We start from the raw sequence: 21,993 nt of genomic DNA on the forward strand, positions 1-21,993 counted from the left end.
GTCTAACTCTTGCCGCTGACGTCGACCCGCACCTTGGCCGACAGGCCGGCGCGCGCCGCCATGTCCGGCGGGGCCTTGTCGAATTCAATCCGCACGGGCAGGCGCTGGGTCACCTTCACCCAGTTGCCCGTGGCGTTCTGCGCCGGCAGGGCCGAGAAGGCCGAGCCTGTGCCGGGCGCAAAGCTGGCCACATGGCCGTGCAGCTTGTCCTTGCGATAGGCGTCGATGTCGATATCGACCGGCTGGCCGACCCTCATCCTCGCCAACTGGTCTTCCTTGAAATTGGCCTCGACCCACGGCTGCCCCGACAACAGCCAGAAGGCTGTCTGCGAACCGTTCAGATAGGCCCCGACCGGCATCTGATCGACGCGGGCGACAACGCCGTCGGCGGGGGCGACAACAGTCGCGTAGGAGGCGTCCAGCCTGGCGCGTTCGAGTTGCGCCGCCGCTTGGCGCACAGCCGGCGCATTGGACGACACCTGCGGATCGCCGCCGAGCGCGGCGAGCGCCTGGGCCTGGCCTTCGCGGGCCGCGGCCAGCTGTTCACGGGACTGCCGCACGGCGTGGCGGGCGCTGTCCAGTTGCTGGTGCGAGGTGACGCCCGCCGCCGACAGCGCCTGCTGCCGAACCGCCTCCTGCTGGGCGTAGGCGTAGGCCTCCTCCGCGGCTCCCGCGTTGGCGACCTGCTGACGATAGGCCGCGCGCAACTGGTCCACCTGCAGCTGGGCGCCGGCCAGGTTGGCCTCAGCGACCAGCATGCCGGCTTGCAGGTCGCGCGGATCCAGACGGAACAGCACCTGACCTTTGCGAACCGACTGGTTCTCTTTCACGTAGATCTCGACCACTCGGCCGGAGATCGAGGGCGCCACCGGCGTCTTGGCGATCTGCACATAGGCGTTGTCGGTGCCGACGCTGCCTGCGCCCACCAGCCAGAAGGCGCCCACGCCGGCCAGGATGGCCAGGGGGCCGCCAATGATCAGCGGCCAGCGCCAGCGCTTCAGTGCGCTCTCTCGCGGCGCGGCGGCGCTCGCCTGTGTATCGCTCACCTTGTCCCGGCTCCCGTCGATCAAGGGCCTGACTTATGTGTCAAAGTGTGATGAGCAAAATGGTATCTGATCACGGTTCACATGAACGAGTTGCATGATGTTGCCTGACCTCAACCTCCTGCGCGTCTTCGACGTCCTGTTGCAGGAGCGCAGCGTCACGCGGACCGGAGCGCGACTTGGGCTGTCACAATCGGCCGTCAGCCACGCCCTCAACCGACTGCGCCTCAGCTTGGGAGACGAACTCTTCGTCCGCGGTCCCTCGGGCATGAAGCTGACGCCACGGGCCATTGAGATCGGCGCGCGACTGCACGAGCCTCTGGCCCAACTGCAGGCCGCCTTCGGCGCGAGGGCCTTTGATCCCGCCAACAGCCGTCGGCGGTTCAATCTGGTGGCTGGCTCCTACGCCTCACTCATCTTCCTGCCGCCGTTGGCCCGAATGGTTTCCGAACGCGCGCCGCACATCGACCTGAACATCATGGCCTTCGGTCCGGACTTCGTGGACCGATTGGACAACCGCGAGGCCGACGTCGTCATCGCCTCCTTCATCGCCACGCCGGACCACTATCTGCGCGAGCCGTTGATCCGCGAGGACCTGATCTGGGCCGTCTCCCCCAACTCGCGCCTGGCCGCCAAGGACTATGTCACCCTGGCCGACATCGCCGCGACGCCACACGTGACTGTCGACGCTCGCGAGGCGGTGGAGGGCGCGTCGCAGCGTGGCTTCCACATGCGAGCGACCTGGGAGGACGCCGGCGCGCTGGAACTGGCCCTCGGCGCCGCCGGCCTAAGTCGGCGGATTGCGGTGACCGCGCCCGACACCTATGCGGCTCTGGCGGTGGTCAGCCGCTCTGAATTCGCGACCCTCGCCCCGCAACGTCTGGTCAAGGCTTGGGCCAACGCCGGCCGGATCAAGACGATCGAACCGCCCTATCCGTCCGCGCCGGCCGAGATCACCCTCGTCCAGCGCCGCGACTCAGCCGAGGAGACGCCCACCGCCTGGCTGCGATCCCTCATCCACGAAGCCGCTCTGGAGCTCTGAGTCAGAAGCTCCAGGTCGCGTTCAGCGACAGGTAGTGGGTGTCGCCGCCCGCCGGCGCGTTAGGCGCGTCGCGCAGGAAGCGGCCCTTTGCGATGAAGGCGTAATCCGCCTCCAGGCGCATCACCTTCGGGACCAGCCAGTAACGCACCCGGCTGTCGAACAGATCGCCCGCATGGCGGCCGGAGCCGCCGAAAGCGTCTCTCACGCCGCTGGTTGAGAAGCTGTCCGTGCGGGATGCAAGCAACATTCGTCTGGCGGCGATGAAGCCGTCGAGGCGAGCGTTCGGCGCGATCTCCAGCCTGAGCCCTGGCGACAAGATGTTGGTGCGGCCGATGGCCGCCAAAATTCCTGAGGGCGCAAATTCCGCGCGACGCATGCCGAACAGCGTGTCGAAGCGGCCGTACTTGACGCCGGAACCGTCGCCTGACGCCCAATCAAGCTCAAAAGAGAACCGGCTCTTCAACGGATCGTCGAACTGATAGCCCGCGTCGGCGTGCAGGAAGCCGGCCTCGACTTCGAGCTTCCGGGCATTGGCCGCGAGCCCGTCGCTCACGGTCCCCGTCTGGGCGATGAGCTCAATGTCGTAGTCGAACTCGTGGGCTGCCGGGTCGCGTAGCAGGCGAAGGGCGACGGTGGAGAGTTTGCGGTCGCGGGTCGCCCGGCGTGCGGAATCACGCTCCCGCAGGCCGAAGTAAGAGATCTCTACGGTCGCACCGCCCGGCAGAGGGGTCGGCGCGGACGCTAGTCCGCCCCAGAGCAGGAGGTCGGAGGTCTCGTCATCGAGGTTCCAGCGGTTATCGCGCACCGCCGCCGGGCTTTCCGGCGACCGAAACTGCGGCGCGACGACGATCGCTGTCGCGGTCAGGCCAGTCTTCAGAGCGATGTCGGCGCGCACGCCGGTGTAGCCAGTGGTCGTGTTGCGATAGTCGTCCGCCGCCACCAGCCGTCGCGAGCCCAGGTTAAGCATCATCCGCCCAACCTCGACAGAAGCCTTCCCGGCGCGGCCGAACGGCCGGTCGATGTCATACCCAATATAGGCTTGGACGGGTTCGAAGACGTTGACTTCATTGGCGCTGACGGCTGAGCCGACCTTCGCGCCATAGGCCCTGCTGTCGTAGATTTCGCCAAACAGCCGCCAGGGGCCGCGCCGATAGTCCGCCGAAAGCGTCGTGCGGATGCTGGTGATCGACTCGTCTCTCAGAAAGGAGGTGCGAGGCTGGTTTTCAAGAACCTCTTGGCGGAGCCTGACCGTTCCGGCGAAGTTCAGTTCATCGCAAGCGGCGGCTGAAGCAGGTCCAGCGAAACTGGTCGCAATCAGCACCGCGCCGGCCATCCCTACGCCGGACATTCTTGGGCCAGACGGGCCCAACGATCTTATCCGTGTACTGATGAACGCCATGCCGCCCCCGGCGTCGTCGCCGCGGCGGGTCTATAGGGCCGTGGCGCTGCCGTCCACGCTCACGATGACCTCAGAACGAGTACGTCAGGTTCATTGAGAGATAGTGAGTGTCGCCCGTCGAGCCCGTGTTGGGCGCTTCCCGCAGAAACCGACCCTTGGCCAGCAGCACATAATCGGCCTCAAAGCGCAGCTTGTTGGGGCGCAGCCAATAGCGGACGCGGCTATCGAACTGGTCACCGGCGAGGCGACCCGATTGGCCGAGCGGATCCTGCACGCGCGTGCTCGCGAACAGGTCGGTGGGCGAGTCGAGATAAAAGCGGTGATAATTCAGCAGCACATCGGTGCGGCTGTTGGGCTCGAATTCCAATCGGACACCCGGGGCGACGACGTTGGCCCGGCTTGATGAGGCCAAAATGCCGAAGGGCGCCAGTCGCGGCCGTCGAACGGTGTAAAGCGCGTCGAAGCGTCCGTATTTCGGGCCGGGGCCGTCGCCCGATCCCCAGTCGAATTCAACCGCCAGCCGCGGGTTCCAAGGGTTGTCGAAGGTGTAACCGAGGTTGGCGCGGGCGAAGCCGGCCAGAACATCCATGCGTGGCGCACCTGGCTCCATGTCGGCGCTGATACGGCCGACCTGCCGCAGGACTTCGGCTTCATAGTCCCAGCCTGGACCGAGACTGGGCCGATAGAGGCGGGCGGTGAAGGTCGCCAGCCGGCGATCGCGACTCGGACGCGAGGCGGCGTCCGTCTCGCGCAGGCCGAAGTAGGAGAGCTCGAGGCGGTGGCCGTGGCCCACATCCAGTCCGTTAGCGATCACGCCCCAGAACAACAGGTGCAGGCTTTCGCGATCGAGACCGCGGCGTAGGTCGCGCAGCGACACATCGTCGGCGGGCAGCCGCAGCTGCGGGGCGACGGCGATCAATGTGACGGTCTCGCCGCTCTTGAAGCCAAGGCCGGCGCGAAGTCCGGTGAAGCCGTTGGGGGTGTTGCGGTAGTTGTCGACGGTCAGTTGCCGGCGTTGTTGGGTCGGACTGATCTGGAATCGGCCGAGCTGGAGCGCCGCCTTCGCCTTCTCGCCCACCGCGAAGTCATATCCGACGTAGGCCTGGACTGGCTCCAGGATGTTGACGTCATTCGAGCTGATGGCCGAGCCCATCTTGACGTTGAAGGCGCGGCTGTCGACCAGTTCGCCGCCGACCCGCCAAGCGCCCTTCACGCACTCGGCGAAGAGCGCGGTGCGCAGGCTGTAGACCGTCTCGTTGTCGCGAAACTCCGGCCGTGGCTGGTTTTCGACAATCTCGTAGCGGGCGCGAACATTGCCGTCGGCGGTCAGCTGGTCGCATGTCCGCGCTACGGCGGCCGCGGCGGGAAGCAGCAGCGCGAGAAGGATGGCGAAGAGGCGTCCCAGGCGGACAAGGCCGCGTTGGCGCTCTTTAGGCCGAGCCCCCAATCGTACGTCTCCCACGCTTCTTGGGGCGAATTGAACGCCGCGCCCCTTCCCAAATCCCAGACGCCGATGTCTAACATCGCTTCCGCACGCCTCCACGAAGCGAGGCGGCGACGGTCCGGGGGGACACGATGACGACGACGGCGACGAACGATGCTGCGGATGCGCCCGCAGCGAAATCTTTGTATTCCGAGAAGTACACCAGCCTGGTGCTTTTCCTGCTGGCGTTAGCCTACGCCATCAACTTCGTCGACCGTTCGATTGTCACAATTCTTGGCCAGGCCATTAAGGTCGACCTCAAGATCACCGACACTCAACTCGGTCTGTTGGGTGGGCTCTACTTCGCCCTGCTGTACACCGTCCTCGGCATCCCCATCGCCCGCCTAGCTGAGCGCTACTCACGGGTGAACATCATCGCGATCTCGATGATCATCTGGTCCGGGTTCACGGTCGCCTGCGGCACCGCCGCCAACTACCTGATGCTGTCGATATACCGGTTCGGCGTGGGTGTCGGCGAGGCGGGTCTGGCGCCGCCCGCCCATTCGCTGATCAGCGACTACTTCCCACGCCACCGCCGCGCCCAGGCGCTGGCCGCCTTCAGCGTCGGCGTGCCGGTGGGCACCATGACCGGCGCGATCGTCGGGGGTTGGCTGACCACGCATTTCTCCTGGCGGTTCGCCTTTGTCATGGTGGGCCTGCCGGGCATCATCGTCGCCATTATCATCAAGCTGCTGATGAAGGAGCCGCCGCGGGGCCACATCGACGCCGAGGCGGCGGCCCACGCCGCCGGCGACCTGGCGGGCGTGCCGGCCACGTCGAAGCCTGCGAAGACGCCATTCTCGATCGGCGGCGAACTGAGGGAGGTCGGCCGCGTCGTGCGGCTCCTCTTCGGTCAATGGCCGGTGGCGAATATCCTGATCGGTCTGTCGCTGGTCACCTGCGCCGGCTTTGGCACAGGGCAGTTCAGCGCACCCTACTACGTCCGCGCCTTCGGCCTGACCTTCGCCCAGGTGGGCATGATCGTTGGCGTCATCGGCGGGATCTCGGCGATCATCGGGACCTTCGTCTCCGGCTGGGTCACCGATCGGATGGCGAAGATCCACCCCGCCGGCTACGCGCTCACGCCCGCCGTAGCGTTGGCGCTCACGGTGCCGCTGCACCTGGCTGTCTACAACGCCCCGACCTGGCAGGTGGCCGCCGCGCTCCTGGCCTTGCCGGGTCTGCTGGCCGGCTACCAGCTGGGCGCCAGCTTCGCGGTCGTTCAGAATGTCGCCCCCGTCCGCCAACGGGCCACCGCCACGGCGGTGCTGATGTTCGTCATGAACCTGGTCGGCATGGGTCTTGGGCCGCCGCTAGCCGGCATAGTCATCGACCATTATGCGGCCTTCCACCTGGCCTACCCCGACGCCAGCGGCTTCTGGGCCGCCGTCACCCACCTCTTCGACAGCGTGCCGGCCTTCAAGGCGGCCTGCCCGGGCGGACAGGCGCCGGTCGGCTCCGCTGCAGAGGCGAAGGCCGCCTGTCACGGGGCCCTCGTCCTGGGCACGCGCCACGGCATCATGACCATGTTCGGCTTCACCCTCTGGGGCGCGACGCACTACGCCCTGGCGGCCTTCGGCATGAAGGCGGCCATGGAGCGCGCGAAGGCCGCGCAGGCCGCGGTCTAGGCCAGCGCACAAGGAAAAGGGCGCAGCGTCGCCGCTGCGCCCTTTCTGAATTCGGCGGTGGCTACTTCTTCGCCGCTTGCGCCGCCGCCAGCGCTCGCAGGAAGTTGCCGCTCCAGATCTTGTCTATATCGGCTTCGCTGTAGCCGCGCTTCACCAGTTCGGCGGTGACGGCGGGCGCATCGGCGGCGTTGTGGAAGCCGTTGATGCCGGAGCCATGGTTGAAGTCGGTGCCGACTCCGACGTGATCGACGCCGATCCGCTTGACCACATAGTCTATGTGGTCGACGAAATCCTTCACGGTCGCCTGCGGGTAGAGATTGTCGAAGGCGGTCAGGAAGGCCACGCGATCGGCCTCGGCGAATTTCTCCGAGCCGCCATAGCCGAGCTTGGTGTCATCCAGGCCGTACTTGCGACGCAGCGCCCGTACATTGTCTTCGTAGTCGGCGGGCTTGGGGACAAGGTAGCGGTTGAAGGGGGTCAACTGGACGACGCCGCCATTGGCCTTGATGGCGTCCAGCTCCTCATCGGACAGGTTGCGGGGATCCGGCGAGATGGCGAACACCGAAGAGTGGGTGGCCACAACCGGCGCGCGGCTGAGTGCGATGGTCTGCAGAACAGCCGCCTTGGTCAGCTGCGAGACGTCGATCAATACGCCCAGGTCATTGAAGCGGGAGACCGCGGCCTTGCCCAAGGCTGACAGCCCGCCATTCTCTTCGCCCGCGCCGGCCTGCGGGCGGGATGAATCTGCGAAAACGGTGTTGCCGGCGTGGTTAAGCGCCGCCACGCGTACGCCGCCTTCGTAGAAATGGTCGAAGTTGGCCAGGTCGCCCCCCAGCGAATGGGCGTTCTGGAAGCCGATGATCACCGCAACCTTGCCCGCCGCCACGATCTTGCGGACATCATCGGCCGTGTAGGCGATTGCAATCTCGCCCTTGCTCTCAGCGGGCATGGCCTGAATCTCGGCGAGTCGGACATCAGCGTCCTTCCGCGCAGCCGCATAGCCTTCCGGCGTCCGCGGGCCGGTGGAGACCGCGACGGCGTAGACGACGGCGTCGACGCCGCCGGCCTTCAGCTTGGCTAGGCTCGTGTGGGACGTGCCGTCCTTGTCGAAATAGCGAAGGATCGTGCCTGGCGGCAGGACGTCGACGTGGCTGTCCAACACCAGCGCGCGCTGGTGTATCGCCGCGGCGTCCTGCGCCTGCGCCGCTGCGCCGAGCGCCATCCAGGCGACGCCGGCCAGGGCGAGGCGGCGGGTCAGAGAAAGTCTTGTCATGGGTTCCTCCCTTGCTTCCGGCTAATTTACGACTGGATCGCTAGGAATTTATCGCAGCTTTTCTGGCGGGCGCGATAGCCGCGCTTCGCGGTCGCTTTCGGGGGTGACGGCGACAATTGCGTGGGCAAGGATGCGCCCCGTCAAAACACAGGACGAGCGGCGAACGCTCGCTTTGCAGAAGAGGGAACAGCATGAGAGTCGCCCGCTATCACAAGAAGGGACCGCCCGAGGTCCTGCAGGTCGAGGACATTGCGACACCGGAGCCGGCCGAGGGCGAAGCGCTTGTTCGGGTTGAGGCTACCGGCGTGACCTACGCCGATGTCCTGCGTCGCGGCGAGGGCTACTATCCGGTCCAACCGAAGCTGCCTCACATCCCGGGCAACTTGGCGGTGGCGATGGTGGAGGCCGTGGGCCCCGGCGGCGACGCCGGCCTCGTCGGCCAGCGCGTCCTCGCCAACGTGTTCACCGGCGCCTATGCCGAACAGGGCCTGGCTAAGATCGCCACCTTTCGCAAGATCCCCGACGGCGTCGATCCGATCGACGCCCTGGCGATCTTCAGCGAGGCCGAGACCGCCGGCCTCGCCGTCCGCGCAGCCGGCAAGTTGCAGCCGGGCGAGACGGTGTTTGTACCCGCGGCCACCGGTGGCGTCGGCTTCCTTGTGGTGCAGTTTGCTCGCCTTTGGGGCGCCAAGCGCGTCTTCGGCGCAGCGAGCACCCCCGAGAAACGCGCCGTGGTCGAAAGCCTGGGCGCAATCCCGATCGACTACACGATCGACGGCTGGTCGAAGGAAGTGATCGAGAAGAACGAGGGCAGGGGCGTGGATCTGGCTTTCGAAGTGACCGGGGGCCCCGTCTTCTACGAGACCTTCAACGCCGTGCGTCCGGGCGGTCGGGTGGTGAACTACGGCAATGTCACGGACACGGACTCGCCGATCAACCCGCGTCAATTGCTTCGCAAAAACCAGGCCCTGATCGGCTTCTACCGCGGCGCTGGCGCCGCCGATAACCTCTTCGTCGAGGAGCGCGCCCAACTCTACAAGGACCTCGACGTCATGTTGGCCAAGGGCGAGCTTAAGGCTGCGATCGGCAAGACCTTCACCCTGGATCAGGCCGCCGACGCCCATCGGGCGCTGGAAGGCCGGGCCTCGCCGGGCAAGGTGATTCTGCTGCCTAACGGTTGATCTTCAGCCCATCGCCCGGCGGTCTCCGCCGGGCGATCGTCCCCCGTAAGGTAATGATCGTTCAGCTGTCGGCGACCGTCTTCCTGAAGACCCGGGTGTTGACCAGCAGGAACAGACCGCCGATCGCGCCCAGCCCGGGCGCGAGCATGAACGCCCAGCGGATGGCGTCGGCCTTGCCCAGGATCGGCAGCAGGTAGTCGCTGATCATGCCTGTGAACAGCGGGCCGAAGCCTTGGCCCAGCACATTGGCGCCGATCAGCATCATGGCGCCGGCCAGGCTGCGGGTGGAGGTCGGCACGGCCTCCAGGGCTTCCGCGATGATCGGCGCGTTCTTGAACGACATGAAGAACGAGGCGCTGCAGCCGCAGGCTAGCGAGATCCACACCGTGCCGCCGAAGATGAAGCCCAGTTGCAGCCCGACGCCGATCATCATGGCGAGGGCGGGAAGCAGGATCATCCATTCGCCCTTGCCGCTCTTACGCACCAGGTGCGCCGACATGAAGCCGCCGGCGAGCCCGCCCAGGATGCCCGAGGCGCCCCAGGTCGGCGCCAGGATGTTGGTCACCCAAGGGATGTCGATGCCGTGGACGCGCATCATGAAGGCCGGCGTCCAGGTCGCGGTGATGCCGTTGGCGAGGCCCAGGATCACCTGGGCGATGAACAGCACCAGGAAAGGCTTGGAGGCGAACATCACCCGCAGCGATGCCCAGAAACCCTCAGCGCCCAGTTCCACGCCATGCCCGTGGCCGGCCGCTGCGCCAGGCGCCGCGGTTGGCGCGGGATCGAGATGGTCCATCCGTCCGCGCAGCGGCTCACGGACCGTGAAGAAGACAATGAGGCCGAGGATCACGCCGGGAGCGCCGGCGGCGAAGAAAGCGACGCGCCACCCATAGAGGCTGGCGACCAGGCCCACCATCGGCGAGCCGATGACCATCGCCAGGACCGCCGTGGTCTGGAAAACGGCGATCGCCTGGGCGCGCTCCCGCCGACGGAAGTAATCTGTGATGAGCGATAGCGAGGGTGGGATGCCGGCGGATTCGCCGATCCCGACGCCAGCCCGCACCAGGGCCATCTGCCAGAAGTTGCCGGCCGCGCCGCACAGCATGGTCATGATCGACCAGCCGACCAGGCCGATCGACAGGATCGTCTTGCGCACCCACTTGTCCGCCCAACGGGCGATCGGGATGCCGAACACGGTGTAGAAGATGACGAATGCGAACCCGGAGAGGAGGCTCATCTGGGTGTCGGTGGCGTGCAGGTCCTCCTTGATCGGCTCCAAGAGCAGGGTGAAGGCGAGCCGGTCGAGGGTGTTGAAGATGTTGCCGATGGCCAGCAGGCCGAGAACGTAGAGGGCGTAGGGGCGGGACGGCGGCCTGGCCGCAACGTCTGACGCCGCCTGGTCCTTGGCGTTCATTGAATCCTCCGAAACGTTATCTTTTGTTACGTGGAGGTCGCCCACGTTTTGCGCGGCGCATGCTGCTGGGGCCGCGTCTCCTTGGCCAGTTCATAAATTGGGCCAGATAATGGGCGCACGGGACATTTTGGGCCGAAAACGCCGGACTCAGCTCGGGTCAGCCGTCTTCGTCGACCGCCGTCGGCGGCGAAACAGCAAGTCCGCCTTTGAGTTCGCGGTAGAGGATATAGCCGCCGCTGACGGCGATGATGGACGCGCCAATAAGGGTCAGTGGCCCTGGCAGGTCATTCCAAACCATGATGCTGATGGCCGTCGCCCAGGCGAGCTGGGTGTAGTCGAAGGGCGCGACGACGCCGACCGGAGCGGCGCGAAGGGCCTCGGTCAGCAGAATCTGCGCCAGGCCGCCGGTCAGGCCGATGCTGATCAACAGGGCGAGCGTCGGCAGGTCTGGCTGCTTCCAGCCGAACAGTGAGCCGACGGCCCCCAGAAGCGTGCCCGCCAGGGTGAAGTAGAAAACAATTGTCGCGCCCTTCTCGGTCGCGCCGATCTGGCGGATCGTCACGCTCGCGCCGGCGCCGCCGATCACGCTGCCCATGGCGAACAGAACGCCGATCGCATTGAAGTGGCCCGGCGCCGGCTTGATCATGATCAGCACGCCGATGAAGCCTACGGCCACCGCCGCCCAGCGGTGCGGCCCGACATATTCCTTGAGCACCAGCGCCGAGAGCGCCGTCATGGCGATGGGCGTCGTGAAGTTGAACGCGGCCGCCTCCGTAAGCGGCAGGTTTTGCACTGCGCCGAACATGCAGACCATGCCGACCAGGCCGATGCCCGCGCGGGTCGCGTGCGCCATCGGCCGGGTGGTCTTCAGCACCGACCAGCCGGTGGTCGCGGCGATATAGATCACCAGCGGCACGAAGCCGAAGAAATTTCGGAAGAAGAGCATCTCGAAGGTCGGGATGCCCTGTTCGCCGACCCATTTGACCAGGCCCTGCATGATCGCCAGCGAGAGCATGGCGCCGACCCGCAGGCTGATGCCGAGGCCGATGCGGTGGGGATTGGGGGACACGACGACAGACACGGCGCTGCTATGGGGCGCGGGTCTCATGGCGTCAATTGCCAGAGCAACTTTCGGCTAAGGGCCGCGAACAACGGCCTTAGGATCAGCCGGCGACGGCGCCCAGGTAGGCCACAAGCTCGGTCTCGATCACGCGGTGGGCGGGGCTGAAATCGCCATCCGCCAGGCGGACATCCATGGTCCGCTCGGTGATGTCGGCCAGCCCTAGGCGCACTCCATCCGCCAGACGGGTGCGGACGGCATAGGCCCCCGGGCGCGGGGCGATGTAATCGCCGAAGGTCAGCTTGTAGGCGGCGTCTGTCTGCGCGCTCACGTCCCCGCGGATCGAAAAGACCCGGCCCAGGGCGCGTTCGGCGTCTTCAAGCGCACCGGCGCGAAGCGCCTGGCGAACGGCTGTCGAGCAAATCTTGGCGCCGGAGCCGTCGATCACCTCCGCCGCCACCGAGGTGGTGAAGCCGAGTTCGACGCCATAGGCGGCCATAGCCTCGGGGCCGGCGCGATCGCAGCCGAAGGTGTTGTCAAAACCCACGGCGACGTGGCGCACCTGCAGCCCGTCACGCAGCACCTGTTGAGCGAAGTCGGCGCTTGAGACGTGCGACAGTTCCTTCATCGGCAGCAGATAGATGCGTTCCACGCCAAGCGCGCTGAGCGCGGATTCGAACTGGCTGGAGTCCATCAGGCGTTCGCAGGCGCGGTCAGGATTGAAGAACGCCTTGGGCGCGGGATCGAAAGTCAGGACGGCCAGCGGCGCATTCAATTCGCGGGCCACCTTCGCGGCCTGGGCGATCACCGCCTGGTGACCCAGGTGGACGCCGTCGAACACGCCCATGGCGACCACGGCCCCACGCAGACGTTCGGGCAGGTCGCGCCATTCGCAGACGATTTCAATCGGTTTCGGCAGTGCGGCTGAATGCGCGGGCATCCGGGTCGTCCTTACATCGTAAGTACACATCTAGCACGCTGGCTGCGGGCGTTCAAGACTTACGGCGTAAGTAAAAATTGTGGTGAAGCGACGGAAGGTCGTTGACAGCAATATCTTACGCCGTAAGGGTTCGAGCAACGCGTGGAAGACGCGGAACTCAGCGGAGGCGGAGCCATGGGCGCTCGGACAGGACAACAATATCTCGAATCGATCCGGGCGAATCAGCCTGAGGTCTGGCTTAACGGCGAACGCGTTGAGGATGTGACGACCCACCCGGTTTTTGTCGGTCCCGTCAAATCCATCATGGAGCAATACGACCTCCAGCATCACCCCGATTTCAAGGACATCTGCCTGTCGGTTTCGCCGAGCACCGGCGACCTGGTCTCGACGGGCTTCATCGCGCCGAAGTCGCGCGAAGAAGTCGTCAAGCGCCGCCGTCACTTCAAGGCCCGCGCCGACCTGAACTTCGGCACCATGGGGCGCGCGCCCGACTTCATGAACGGCCTCGTTTCGATGTGGCAGTTCTCGGATGAGCACTACAGCGCCGCTTCGCCGAAGTACGCCGGCCATGCGAAGAACTATTATGAGTTCGTCCGCGAGAACGATCTCTTCCTCACCCACGTGCTGGTGAACCCGCAGATCGACCGCAGCCGCACCTCGGCCAACCAGGAAGACCCGTTCTTCCACCTGGGCCGCGTCGGTGAAACCGAAGAAGGCATCATCGTCCGCGGCGCCAAGATGCTCGGCACCATGGCCGCCCTCACCGAGGAAATGCTGGTCCAGCCCTTCGGCGGCGTCGCCCCCGGCGATGACGCCTACGCCCTGGTCTTCGCGATCCCCTCCAACACCAAGGGTGTGAAGTTCATCTGCCGCGAGAGCTTCTCGCCGGGCGGCCGGACCCTGTTCGACCACCCGTTGTCGAGCCGCTTTGAAGAAATGGACTGCGTCGCGATCTTTGACGACGTCCTGGTGCCCTGGGATCGCCTAGTGGTCGACGGCTCGCCGGGCGCCGGCGCCATCGTCAATGGCGCGCCGGTTGACCCACGCATGGGCGGCGGCATTCAGACTGCCTCGCGCAACCTGGCTTGCATGGAGCTGCTCTGCGGCACCGCCGTGCGCGTCGCTGACGCCGTTGGCATCACCGGCTTCCTGCACATCCAGGAAAAGCTGGGCTTTATGCTCCAGCACCTCGAAATGGCCAAGGCCATGTTCTACGGCTCCGACGCCATGGCGGTGGAACGTCCCGACGGCTACTGGACGTCCTACATGCCTGGTCTGGGCGCCCTGCATATGCAGGCCGGCGCGATCCACGCCCAGTTTGTCGAAATCATCAACACCCTGGCTGGCGGCGGTTACTTCTACGCCCCGTCGAAGGGCGACTTCGACAACCCCGAACTGCGCGGCTACATCGACAAATACGTCCGTGGCCGCCCGGGTGTGACAGCTGAAGACCGCGTGAAGCTGTTCAAGCTGGCCTGGGATCTGTCGGGCGAGGCCTTCGGTCAACGTCTGCGCCAGTACATCAAGTTCTTCTCGGGCGACCCGGTGCGCAATACCGCCGGCTTCTACCTAGCCTACGACAAGACCGAACTGTCGGCGACGATCGACCGCGTCCTGGCCGGCCCCGGCGCCCAACAGCCGGTGCCCCCCGCCACGCCGCAGCCGCCCGCCCGCCGCGCGCGTCCGGATAGCCTGACTCTATCCTACCCGGCTGCGTCGCACCCAACGCAAAACGCCAAGGCTGTCACTCCGGCCGCGAGCTAAGGGCAGCATATGCTGAGGGTTCAGCCTGAGCTGTTCCGTGACGCGCTTTCCGCCCTTCCGGCGGGCGTCACGGTGATCACCAGCGTCGATGGCTCCGGCGGGTTTGTCGGAGCCACGGTCAGCGCCTTCATGTCGCTGTCGCTGGACCCTCCGCTGGTTCTGGCCAGCGTGGCGGCGAGTGCGAGAACCGCGCTCGCCGCTCAAGCCTCGGGCGGGTTCGCCGCTCATATCGTCGGCGCCAAGCATTGCGACCTCGCCATGCGATTCGCGTCCTCGCATCCCGACAAGTTTGAAGGGCTGCGGTATCATCTGAGCGCTCAGGGCTCGCCGGTGATCGACGACTTCGACATCAGCCTGGAATGCTCGCTCTACGCCGAGCATCCGGGCGGTGACCATGTGATCCTCATCGGTCTGGTGGAAGCGGTGAACGTCCAGGACAAGGGACCACCGGCCGTCTGGTACGACCGGAGTTTCCACAGCCTGCACCAAGGCTGAGGGCGTTGCGCCCATCCGGGCGTGTCAATTGTCGAGAGCTCGCCAACAGAGTTCCGGGGGGAAGCATGAGTGATGTCACTGCGCGTGCGGCGCCGTCGAGCCGCACCTACGCCTACTACGTCATGGCGATCCTCACGCTGACCAACGCGCTCAGCATCGCTGATCGCACGGTGATGAGTCTGCTGCTCGAGCCCATTAAGGCCGACCTCGGCGCTAGCGACACCTCGATGAGCCTGCTGACCGGCGCGGCCTTCGTCCTGTTCTATTCTCTGTTCGGCATTCCCATCGCCCGTTGGGCCGACCGGGGGAACCGTCGCAGCATCCTGGCCATGGGTGTCGGGCTCTGGTCCATCGCCACCGGCCTCTGCGGCGTAGCGGGCAACTTCGTCACAATGGCTCTGGCCCGCGCCGGCGTGGGCGTCGGCGAGTCGACCAGCACGCCGACCTCGATGTCGCTGATCGCTGACTATTTCGAACGTAAGACGCGGCCGAAGATGATCGCCATCTTCAACATGGCCCAGCCGTTCAGCGCCGTCCTGATCACGCCCATCATCGGCGTCATCGCCGACCAGTACGGCTGGCGCGCGGCCTTTTACTTCTTGGCGATCCCCGGCGTGCTGATCGCTATCCTTGTGCAGTTCACCGTCCGCGAGCCGGTCCGCGGCGCGACCGACGAGAAGCCTGTGACCGTGGGGCTCGACACGACGACGGTGGGTGACGCCCTTCGGGCCATGTGGCGTTCGAAGCCCTTCATGCTGATCCTGCTCGGCACGGCCATCACCGGGCTGGGAACGGGGACGCTGCAAGCTTGGGGTCCGGCTTTGATGGTTCGCGCCTTCGGTCTCAGCATGACTGAACTCGGTGCGATCCAGGCGCCTGTCACCGCGATCGGCGGCATCCTTGGCGGCATCGGCGGCGGCTTCCTGACCGGTTGGATCGCCACCAAGCGCAAGTCAGAGCGCTGGAACGTGTTGCTGCCGGCGATGGCGGCCTGCGTCACCATTCCCTCGGCGTTTCTATACGCCTGGGCGCCGAGCTGGCAGTGGATGATCCTCGGCGGTTTTGGCGGCGCTCTCACCAACGCCTTCCGCCTTGCGCCTTACTTGGCGCTGTCGATGGAACTCGTGCCGGCGAACTTCCGGGGCATGGTCGCCGCGGCGACCCTCATCGCCACCAACGTCGTCGGCCAGGCGGGCGGTCCGCTGGTGGTGGGCCTGATCAGCGACAGCCTGGCGCCCACCCTCGGGCCGGTCCTGGCGCTGCGCTGGGCGATGACCTTTGCGCCGTTCATCATCGCAATCGGCGTCATCCCCTTCTTCATGTCGCTCCGCTGCTTCGACGCCAACGGGGTGAAGCCCGCCTACCAGGCCAACGCCTTACCGTCGTAGTTCCAGAACCGGCCGGTGGTCGCCAGCGTCAAGCTGTCGATCACCCGCTGGATGCCCGCGGCGCTTTCCTCGACGCTGATGTCGGCGTTCGCGCCGCCCATGTCGGTGCGCACCCAGCCTGGGTGGATCGAGGCGACCGCAATCCCTTCGGCCGCGAGGTCGGTCGCCAGGCATTGGACGAGCTTGTTCACGCCGGCCTTAGAGACGCGGTAGGCGGCCTGGTTGGAGCTCGCATGGCTGAGCGAGCCCATGAAGCTGGAGATGATGACCACCTTGCCGCCGGCGGCCTTGCGGAGGTTGGGCAGCAGCGCCTGCGTCAATCGCAGGGGAGCGATGGTGTTGACGGCGAGCGCCTGGGCGAACCCCTCGAAATCCATGTCCAGGGTCGACTGACGATCCGGCCCGATGACGCCGGCGTTGTTGATCAACACGTCCACCGGATCACTGTCGAGCCCGGCTGCGAACGATCGTACCGAAGCGTCTTCTGACACCTCAAGCGCCTGCTCGGTGAATCCCGCTGCGGCGTCGGGTTTGCGCGCGCCGCCAGTCACCGCGTCGCCGCGCGCCGCGTAGAGTCGCGCCAGTTGACGGCCGATGCCGCGCGAGGCGCCGCTGATGACGACTTTGGACATGGGTTTCTCCTAGGCGGGATAGATGAAGGGGCCGGCGAATGCGCCGAGGATGGCGGCGACCAGCAAGGCCCAGGCGGGATTGCGTTTCAGGGTGAGCACGAAGGCCATGGCCGCCAAGCCGATGATCCAGGCCCAGATTGTTGGATTGGCGCCGCGCGATAGCACGAGGCCACTGGCCATCAGCAGGCCGACGGCGATGGGCGCCAGGCCGGTGCGGATCGCGCGCACAATGGTCAGGCTGTCGTAACGGGTGATCAGCCGGTTGGCGACAAGGGCCAGGAGGCTGGAGGGGATCAGGATCGCCAGGGTCGCCACCAACAGGCCGGCGACGCCGGCCACCTGCCAGCCGACCATACTGACCAGGAGCACGTTGGGGCCCGGCGCGGTGTTGGCGATGGCGAACAGCTGCGAGAAGGTCGCCTGGTCCATCCAGTGCTGCTGGTCGACGGCGATGCGCTGAATCTCCGGCGTCACCGCATTGGCCCCGCCGACGGCGCCGACAGACAGGGCCGCGAAGGTCGTGGTCAGGCTGACAAGGTCGCGGGCGCTCATTTGCGCATGCCTTGCCAGACGACGGCGATGCTTGCGGCGCCCAGTACGAAAAGGGCCGCAAGCAACGGTACGCGGAAGACGCCGACAGCGATAAAAGTCATGAGCGCAAAGCCCATGGCTGTGCGACCGAGCTTCAGGCCTGTCAGCATCTTGATCGCCGTCCCCGCCACGAGGCCTGCGGCGGCTGAACCCGCCGCGCTGAGCGCGCCGCGCACCATCGCCAGATCGCCATAGCGGCCATAGAGGACTGCTGCGCAGATCAGCAGCAACAACGGCCCGCCCATCAGGCCGAACAGCGCCATGAGGGCGCCCAGCGGCCCCTGGGCGCGGTCGCCGATCATCACCGCGGCGTTGACGGTGTTGGCCCCGGGCAACGCCTGGCCGATCGCCAGCACCTGGGCGTATTCGGCGTCGCTCAGCCACCGGCGCTCTTCGACGATCACCCGTCGCGCGCCCGGCGCTACGCCGCCAAAGCCCAGGGCGCCGATCTTGAAGAAGCCCAGGAACAGGTCCTTGAGGCTGATCGCCAGGGGCGCGCCCCAGCGGTCTTCAACTGTGGTCTCAGTCACGCAGGCCCCTCTTCTGTCGTTGGGCCGTTCATGGAACTCCGGGGCCGGGATGACAACCACGGACCTACCTTTGCGCCATGCCCCGCAGAATCGCCTGAGCGCGGGGTGAATCGAACAGTCGCGCCAGTGGCGTCGCCAGCCGTCGCCGCCAGTTAGGCCGTTCTCGGTCGGTGCCGGGCAGGTTCACGCCGACCGTCTCACCGGCCAGGTCGTCGGCTTGAGCCACGGCGATCAGGCTTGCGCTACGGGCGACGAAGGCGTGGATCAGTTCGGCGAGGTTGTCCGTCATTGGCCCGTTGGCGTCGCCCGTTCCGAGGGCGGCGACGAGGTCGGCGCGGTCGCGGGCCCGCTGGGCCCGCTCCTGGGCGGCTTGATCGGCTGGCGTGAGGCCCAGGGCCTGGCGCTCATCGATCTCGGCGCCCGCCCACCACCCCTTCAGCGGCGGCAGGTCGTGGGTGCCGACGCAGGCCCAAGCCTTGGAAGCATAGGCCTCGGGCGGGGTGAACCCGCCTTCGTCCCGCTCGAAGGGCAGGACGCGGTAACCCAGCACATTTCGCCCGGTCAGGGCCGCGCGGAGGCCATCGGGGACCACACCCAGGTCCTCCCCGACCACGACGCAACGCGCCTGCCAGCTCTCCAGGGCGAGCTGACCTAAGAGGTCGTCAAGCGGGAAGGCGACATAGGCGCCGTCCGCGCCCTCGGCTCCATGCGGCGCCCAGAACTGGCGGGCCAACCCAAGGGCGTGGTCGACCCGCAGCGCGCCGGCGTGGCGCATATTGGCGGCGAGCATTCGGCCATAGGCCCGGTAGCCGTCGGCTGTGAGAGCGTGCGGATTGAAGGGCGGGGCGCCCCAGACTTGACCCTGGGGCGCAAACGCATCCGGTGGCGCGCCGATCGCGACGCCCTTGGCCAAGAGATCGGCCATGGCCCAGGCCTCGGCGCCGTCGGGCGCGGCCGCGACGGCGAGGTCCCGGCAGAGGCCAAGCGACAGGCCGCCGCGCCGCGCCGCGGCGCCCAGCTCGGCGTCCGCCCGCCATTGCAGATACTGGTGAAACCGCAGGCGCGGGGCGTGCGCCTGGGCGAAGGCGCTCGCACGCGCCGCGTGAGGCGTACGCAGCGCCTCGGGCCAGCTGCGCCAGTCCTGGCCGGGGTGGGCGTCAGCGATCGTCTCAAAAAGGGCGAAGCGCGCCAGATCCTCGCCGCCGGCGACGATGAAGGCCTCAAGCGCCGCATCGTCGACGCCGGCCGCATAGGCCGCCTCCAGCGCCGCAAGTTTGGCCCCCCATACCGCGGGGTAGTCGATCAACTCGCTTCTGCTGACCGCGCCCGCTCCCGGGACATCAAGGTAGATGGGGTCGAGGAAGCGACGATCGGAGGGATAGTAGGGGCTGGCGCGTTCGCGATCGCCGTTGAACAGGGTGTGCAGTGGATTGATCCCCACCACCGCGAACCCGTGGGCGGCGCTGGCGGCCGCCAAATCGCCAAGGGTTGTGAGATCACCAATCCCCTGATCGCCCGCGCGCCGCAGGCTGTAGAGCTGGGTCGCCAGGCCCGATATCCGCGCGCCCTCGGCGAAATCGGGCGGCAGGAAGCATCGTTCCGGCGCGACCGTCAGGCGGCACAGCGCGTCCGGCGCGTCTTCCCGGCGCACTTCATAACGGCCGGCCGGCAGCGGCGGGGCGGCCAGGGCGAGGGTCGCAACCTCGCGGCCATCAGCGGCCATCGCGTGGGTGATGGGCGCGTCGACGCCCGTCGCCAGGCGGCGCACGCCAACGCCGTCACCGCGGATTTCGATCCAGGTCCGCGGCGCCGGGTGTGCCGGATTGAAGCGCAGGGGCAGGGTGAAGGCGGTCTCGGCGGTCGCGGTCAGGGCCGCGGGCAGGGCCCGGCGGTCTCGCTGCGCGGCGAGTCGGTCAAGCGACGTCAGGGCCTCCCCAGTGGAACCAGCAGGCAAGCCCATGGCGGCGAGCAAGGCCGTTTGCGTATCAGCGCTGACCGGATGGGCCTCGCCATCGAACCCGCGCCATTCGGGCGCGACACCCGCCGCCGCCGCCAGCCGCGCCAAGGCCTCTGTATTGGTCGGTCGCGTGGTCGGGGTGGCGGTCTCGACCTCGCCGAGCAGCAAGACGGATCGGGCGCTGAGCGATACCCGGCCCTCAACGTCCCCTTCCCGCTCGGGATTCGCGCTGTCGGCCAGGATGCGCCAGGCATGGCCATCGCGCGTTCCGGGCAGCATTGCTTCAGCAGGCGAGCGGGCGCGGTGGATCGCCAGGACCACGCGATCCAGCACGGCGTCCTCGGAGGCGGCCAGGCCGACCACCAGGGTCGCGCCATCCGCCGCGTCCCAGTCGTAAGCGCTCAACGGCGAGCCATCGGCGCGTCGCCACTCCACATCGGCGAAGGGCTCGTCGGCCAGCAGCCGGCCCGTCAGGAACCGGTCCTGACGCAGGGCGGGGTGGCTGCGCCTCGCCGCGATCAGCCGCGCGGTAAAGCCGGCCAGGCTTTCGTCGGCGGCGGCCCAGTCGAGCCAACTCGTCTCATTGTCCTGCGTATAGGCGTTGTTCGCGCCCGCCTGGCTGTGACCGAACTCCGCGCCCATGGCGATCATCGGCGTCCCGCGCGCCAGGATCAAGGTCGACAGCAGCGCGCGTTGGTCACTGAGGCGTGCGGCGCGTACGACAGGCTCATCGCTCGGCCCCTCGACCCCATTGTTCCACGAACCTTCGTGGTCGGAGCCGTCGCGGTTGTCCTCGCCGTTCGCCCAGTTGCGCTTGACCTCATAGGTGACGAGGTCGGCCAGGGTGAAGCCATCGTGGGCGGTGACGAAGTTGATGCTACGGCTCGGCCGCTTGCCGACGAAGACATCCTGCGATCCCGAAAGCCGCGTGGCGAGCTTGCCCAGCGTGATCGGTCCGCCGCGCCAGAATCCCCGCACATCATCGCGGAAATGATCGTTCCATTCACCCCATGCGGCCGGAAAACGGCCAAGCTGGTAGCCGTCCAGGCCGCAGTCCCATGGCTCGGCGATCAGCTTCAGGTCGCGCAACGCCGGGTCTTGGTCGATCGCCGCCAGCAGGGGCGAGGCCGGATCGAAACCGGCGGGCCCGCGGCCCAGGGTCGTCGCCAGATCGAAACGGAAGCCTTCGATCCCGCCCAGCGTCGCCCAGGTCCGCAGGGTGTCCATGGCCAGGCGCATGCCTGCCGGCCGCTCCAGCGCCAGCACGTTGCCCGTGCCCGCGTCGTTCACATAGCGGTCCGGCCGGCCGGCCTGGAGGCGGTAGTAACCCGCATTGTCCAGGCCGCGCAGCGATAGCGTCGGGCCCAGTTCGTCGCTCTCGCCGGAGTGGTTGAAGACCACATCGAGGAGAGTCTCGATGCCAGCCGCCGCCAAGGCGTCGGTCGCCGCGCGCACCTCGGCCCATCCGCCGGGCGCGAGGCGCGGGTCCGGCGTCATCCAGGCGACGGGGTTGTAGCCCCAATAGTTGGTCAGGTTCAGCGGCGGTAGGTGGCGCTCGTCCATCCAGGCCATGCAGGGCAGAAGCTCGACAGCGGTGACGCCGAGGCGCAGCAGGTGGGCGATGGCGGCGGGATGAGCGAGGCCTGCGAAAGTTCCCCGCATCTGCTCGGGGATGTCCGGGTTCAGGCGGGTGAAGCCGCGCACGTGCAGCTCGTAGATCACCGTATCGGCCCAGGCGGTCTTCAGCGGCGGGCGTCTGCGCGCCTCCGTCGCCGGTTGGACAAGGGCCTTCGCGACGTATGGCGCGCTATCTTCGCCATGGACTGACATCGTCGGGTGCAGGCGGATCTGGCTGTCGAGGGCGCGCGCATACGGGTCGATCAGCAGCTTGGACGGATCGAACCTCAGGCCGCGTTCCGGCGCGAAGACGCCATGCGCTCGCAACCCGTAGCGGGCGCCCGCGCCTAGGCCCGCGATCCGTCCATGGAACACCGGCCCGGTCCGGCCCGGCAGCGGCAGCCGCGCTATTTCGGCCCCTTCCGCGTCGAAGAGACAAACCTCGATGGCTTCGGCGGCGCTCGACCAGACGGCGAAGTTGACCCCGTCGCCGACCAGGCTCGCGCCCAGCGGCTCGGGCGCGCCCTCCTCGATCGGATGGGCCCCCGCCGCCACC

At 67.1% G+C, this 21,993-nt stretch carries 17 protein-coding genes; 6 read left to right on the forward strand and 11 right to left on the reverse strand.

All coding sequences use genetic code 11. From position 1 onward, the window contains the following. Positions 1-2: 2 nt before the first annotated feature. Positions 3-1,046 carry an HlyD family secretion protein gene (locus BN1313_RS05235; protein WP_176695899.1) on the reverse strand — a complete coding sequence of 348 codons (1,044 nt, stop codon included), beginning with the start codon at positions 1,044-1,046 and terminating at the stop codon, positions 3-5. 97 nt (positions 1,047-1,143) lie between these two features. On the opposite strand from BN1313_RS05235, the gene BN1313_RS05240 reads away from it, so the two are divergent. Continuing rightward, positions 1,144-2,085: a LysR family transcriptional regulator gene (locus BN1313_RS05240; RefSeq protein ID WP_176695900.1), complete on the forward strand. Its 942-nt coding sequence runs from the start codon at positions 1,144-1,146 to the stop codon at positions 2,083-2,085. Between the two features lies 1 nt (position 2,086). Here BN1313_RS05240 and BN1313_RS05245 read toward each other — a convergent pair whose 3' ends face one another. Further along, positions 2,087-3,433: an alginate export family protein gene (locus BN1313_RS05245; protein ID WP_218054312.1), complete on the reverse strand. Its 1,347-nt coding sequence runs from the start codon at positions 3,431-3,433 to the stop codon at positions 2,087-2,089. A 121-nt stretch (positions 3,434-3,554) separates the two neighbouring features. Beyond that, the gene (locus BN1313_RS05250; RefSeq protein ID WP_176695901.1) at positions 3,555-4,931 is read right to left on the reverse strand and encodes an alginate export family protein; all 1,377 of its coding nucleotides are present in this window, start codon (positions 4,929-4,931) and stop codon (positions 3,555-3,557) included. Positions 4,932-5,059: 128 nt separating this feature from the next. Here BN1313_RS05250 and BN1313_RS05255 point away from each other — a divergent pair, with 128 nt between their 5' ends. Then, positions 5,060-6,595: a spinster family MFS transporter gene (locus BN1313_RS05255; RefSeq protein WP_091737424.1), complete on the forward strand. Its 1,536-nt coding sequence runs from the start codon at positions 5,060-5,062 to the stop codon at positions 6,593-6,595. 61 nt (positions 6,596-6,656) lie between these two features. On the opposite strand, the gene BN1313_RS05260 is transcribed toward BN1313_RS05255, so the two are convergent. Further along, positions 6,657-7,868, reverse strand: a complete 1,212-nt coding sequence (locus BN1313_RS05260) for a dipeptidase (RefSeq protein ID WP_091737426.1) — start codon at positions 7,866-7,868, stop codon at positions 6,657-6,659. Between the two features lie 191 nt (positions 7,869-8,059). On the opposite strand from BN1313_RS05260, the gene BN1313_RS05265 reads away from it, so the two are divergent. Next, positions 8,060-9,049 carry a quinone oxidoreductase family protein gene (locus BN1313_RS05265; protein WP_091737429.1) on the forward strand — a complete coding sequence of 330 codons (990 nt, stop codon included), beginning with the start codon at positions 8,060-8,062 and terminating at the stop codon, positions 9,047-9,049. 61 nt (positions 9,050-9,110) lie between these two features. Here BN1313_RS05265 and BN1313_RS05270 read toward each other — a convergent pair whose 3' ends face one another. From BN1313_RS05270 to BN1313_RS05280, 3 genes are all read right to left on the reverse strand, one after another. Further along, positions 9,111-10,463 carry a spinster family MFS transporter gene (locus BN1313_RS05270; RefSeq protein ID WP_091737431.1) on the reverse strand — a complete coding sequence of 451 codons (1,353 nt, stop codon included), beginning with the start codon at positions 10,461-10,463 and terminating at the stop codon, positions 9,111-9,113. A gap of 157 nt (positions 10,464-10,620) precedes the next feature. Further along, positions 10,621-11,544 carry a DMT family transporter gene (locus BN1313_RS05275; RefSeq protein ID WP_176695902.1) on the reverse strand — a complete coding sequence of 308 codons (924 nt, stop codon included), beginning with the start codon at positions 11,542-11,544 and terminating at the stop codon, positions 10,621-10,623. 82 nt (positions 11,545-11,626) lie between these two features. Further along, positions 11,627-12,463 carry an adenylyltransferase/cytidyltransferase family protein gene (locus BN1313_RS05280; RefSeq protein ID WP_176695903.1) on the reverse strand — a complete coding sequence of 279 codons (837 nt, stop codon included), beginning with the start codon at positions 12,461-12,463 and terminating at the stop codon, positions 11,627-11,629. A gap of 174 nt (positions 12,464-12,637) precedes the next feature. Here BN1313_RS05280 and BN1313_RS05285 point away from each other — a divergent pair, with 174 nt between their 5' ends. The 3 genes from BN1313_RS05285 (at position 12,638) to BN1313_RS05295 (ending at position 16,110) form a co-directional block, all read left to right on the forward strand. Next, the gene (locus tag BN1313_RS05285) at positions 12,638-14,227 is read left to right on the forward strand and encodes a 4-hydroxyphenylacetate 3-hydroxylase family protein (protein ID WP_091737435.1); all 1,590 of its coding nucleotides are present in this window, start codon (positions 12,638-12,640) and stop codon (positions 14,225-14,227) included. A gap of 9 nt (positions 14,228-14,236) precedes the next feature. Beyond that, positions 14,237-14,722: a flavin reductase family protein gene (locus BN1313_RS05290; RefSeq protein WP_091737437.1), complete on the forward strand. Its 486-nt coding sequence runs from the start codon at positions 14,237-14,239 to the stop codon at positions 14,720-14,722. Between the two features lie 65 nt (positions 14,723-14,787). Next, positions 14,788-16,110: a spinster family MFS transporter gene (locus BN1313_RS05295; RefSeq protein ID WP_091737438.1), complete on the forward strand. Its 1,323-nt coding sequence runs from the start codon at positions 14,788-14,790 to the stop codon at positions 16,108-16,110. Here BN1313_RS05295 and BN1313_RS05300 read toward each other — a convergent pair. The 4 genes from BN1313_RS05300 to glgX all read right to left on the reverse strand — a co-directional run bounded on the left by BN1313_RS05300 (position 16,083) and on the right by glgX (position 21,992). Next, a complete protein-coding gene (locus BN1313_RS05300; protein ID WP_091737439.1) occupies positions 16,083-16,742 on the reverse strand; it encodes an SDR family oxidoreductase in 660 nt (219 codons plus the stop codon). The genes BN1313_RS05295 and BN1313_RS05300 overlap by 28 nt on opposite strands. 9 nt (positions 16,743-16,751) lie before the next feature. Continuing rightward, positions 16,752-17,294: a chromate transporter gene (locus BN1313_RS05305; RefSeq protein ID WP_091737441.1), complete on the reverse strand. Its 543-nt coding sequence runs from the start codon at positions 17,292-17,294 to the stop codon at positions 16,752-16,754. Next, complete coding sequence (locus BN1313_RS05310; RefSeq protein WP_176695904.1) at positions 17,291-17,863, reverse strand: chromate transporter; 573 nt, start codon at positions 17,861-17,863, stop codon at positions 17,291-17,293. The genes BN1313_RS05305 and BN1313_RS05310 overlap by 4 nt, the downstream gene beginning before the upstream one ends. 64 nt (positions 17,864-17,927) lie before the next feature. After that, complete coding sequence (glgX, locus tag BN1313_RS05315; protein WP_091737446.1) at positions 17,928-21,992, reverse strand: glycogen debranching protein GlgX; 4,065 nt, start codon at positions 21,990-21,992, stop codon at positions 17,928-17,930. Position 21,993 lies beyond the last annotated feature (1 nt).

It is taken from the genome of Phenylobacterium immobile (ATCC 35973) (assembly GCF_001375595.1).
Lineage (GTDB): Bacteria > Pseudomonadota > Alphaproteobacteria > Caulobacterales > Caulobacteraceae > Phenylobacterium > Phenylobacterium immobile.

Bases quoted from the DNA above. Each gene is read 5' to 3' on its own strand.
- BN1313_RS05245 (WP_218054312.1), bottom strand. From the start codon at position 3,433: ATGTCCGGCGTAGGGATGGCCGGCGCGGTGCTGATTGCGACCAGTTTC.
- BN1313_RS05270 (WP_091737431.1), bottom strand. From the start codon at position 10,463: ATGAACGCCAAGGACCAGGCGGCGTCAGACGTTGCGGCCAGGCCGCCG.
- BN1313_RS05285 (WP_091737435.1), top strand. From the start codon at position 12,638: ATGGGCGCTCGGACAGGACAACAATATCTCGAATCGATCCGGGCGAAT.
- BN1313_RS05260 (WP_091737426.1), bottom strand. From the start codon at position 7,868: ATGACAAGACTTTCTCTGACCCGCCGCCTCGCCCTGGCCGGCGTCGCC.
- BN1313_RS05295 (WP_091737438.1), top strand. From the start codon at position 14,788: ATGAGTGATGTCACTGCGCGTGCGGCGCCGTCGAGCCGCACCTACGCC.
- BN1313_RS05240 (WP_176695900.1), top strand. From the start codon at position 1,144: ATGTTGCCTGACCTCAACCTCCTGCGCGTCTTCGACGTCCTGTTGCAG.
- BN1313_RS05305 (WP_091737441.1), bottom strand. From the start codon at position 17,294: ATGAGCGCCCGCGACCTTGTCAGCCTGACCACGACCTTCGCGGCCCTG.
- BN1313_RS05280 (WP_176695903.1), bottom strand. From the start codon at position 12,463: ATGCCCGCGCATTCAGCCGCACTGCCGAAACCGATTGAAATCGTCTGC.
- BN1313_RS05300 (WP_091737439.1), bottom strand. From the start codon at position 16,742: ATGTCCAAAGTCGTCATCAGCGGCGCCTCGCGCGGCATCGGCCGTCAA.
- BN1313_RS05290 (WP_091737437.1), top strand. From the start codon at position 14,237: ATGCTGAGGGTTCAGCCTGAGCTGTTCCGTGACGCGCTTTCCGCCCTT.
- BN1313_RS05265 (WP_091737429.1), top strand. From the start codon at position 8,060: ATGAGAGTCGCCCGCTATCACAAGAAGGGACCGCCCGAGGTCCTGCAG.
- BN1313_RS05255 (WP_091737424.1), top strand. From the start codon at position 5,060: ATGACGACGACGGCGACGAACGATGCTGCGGATGCGCCCGCAGCGAAA.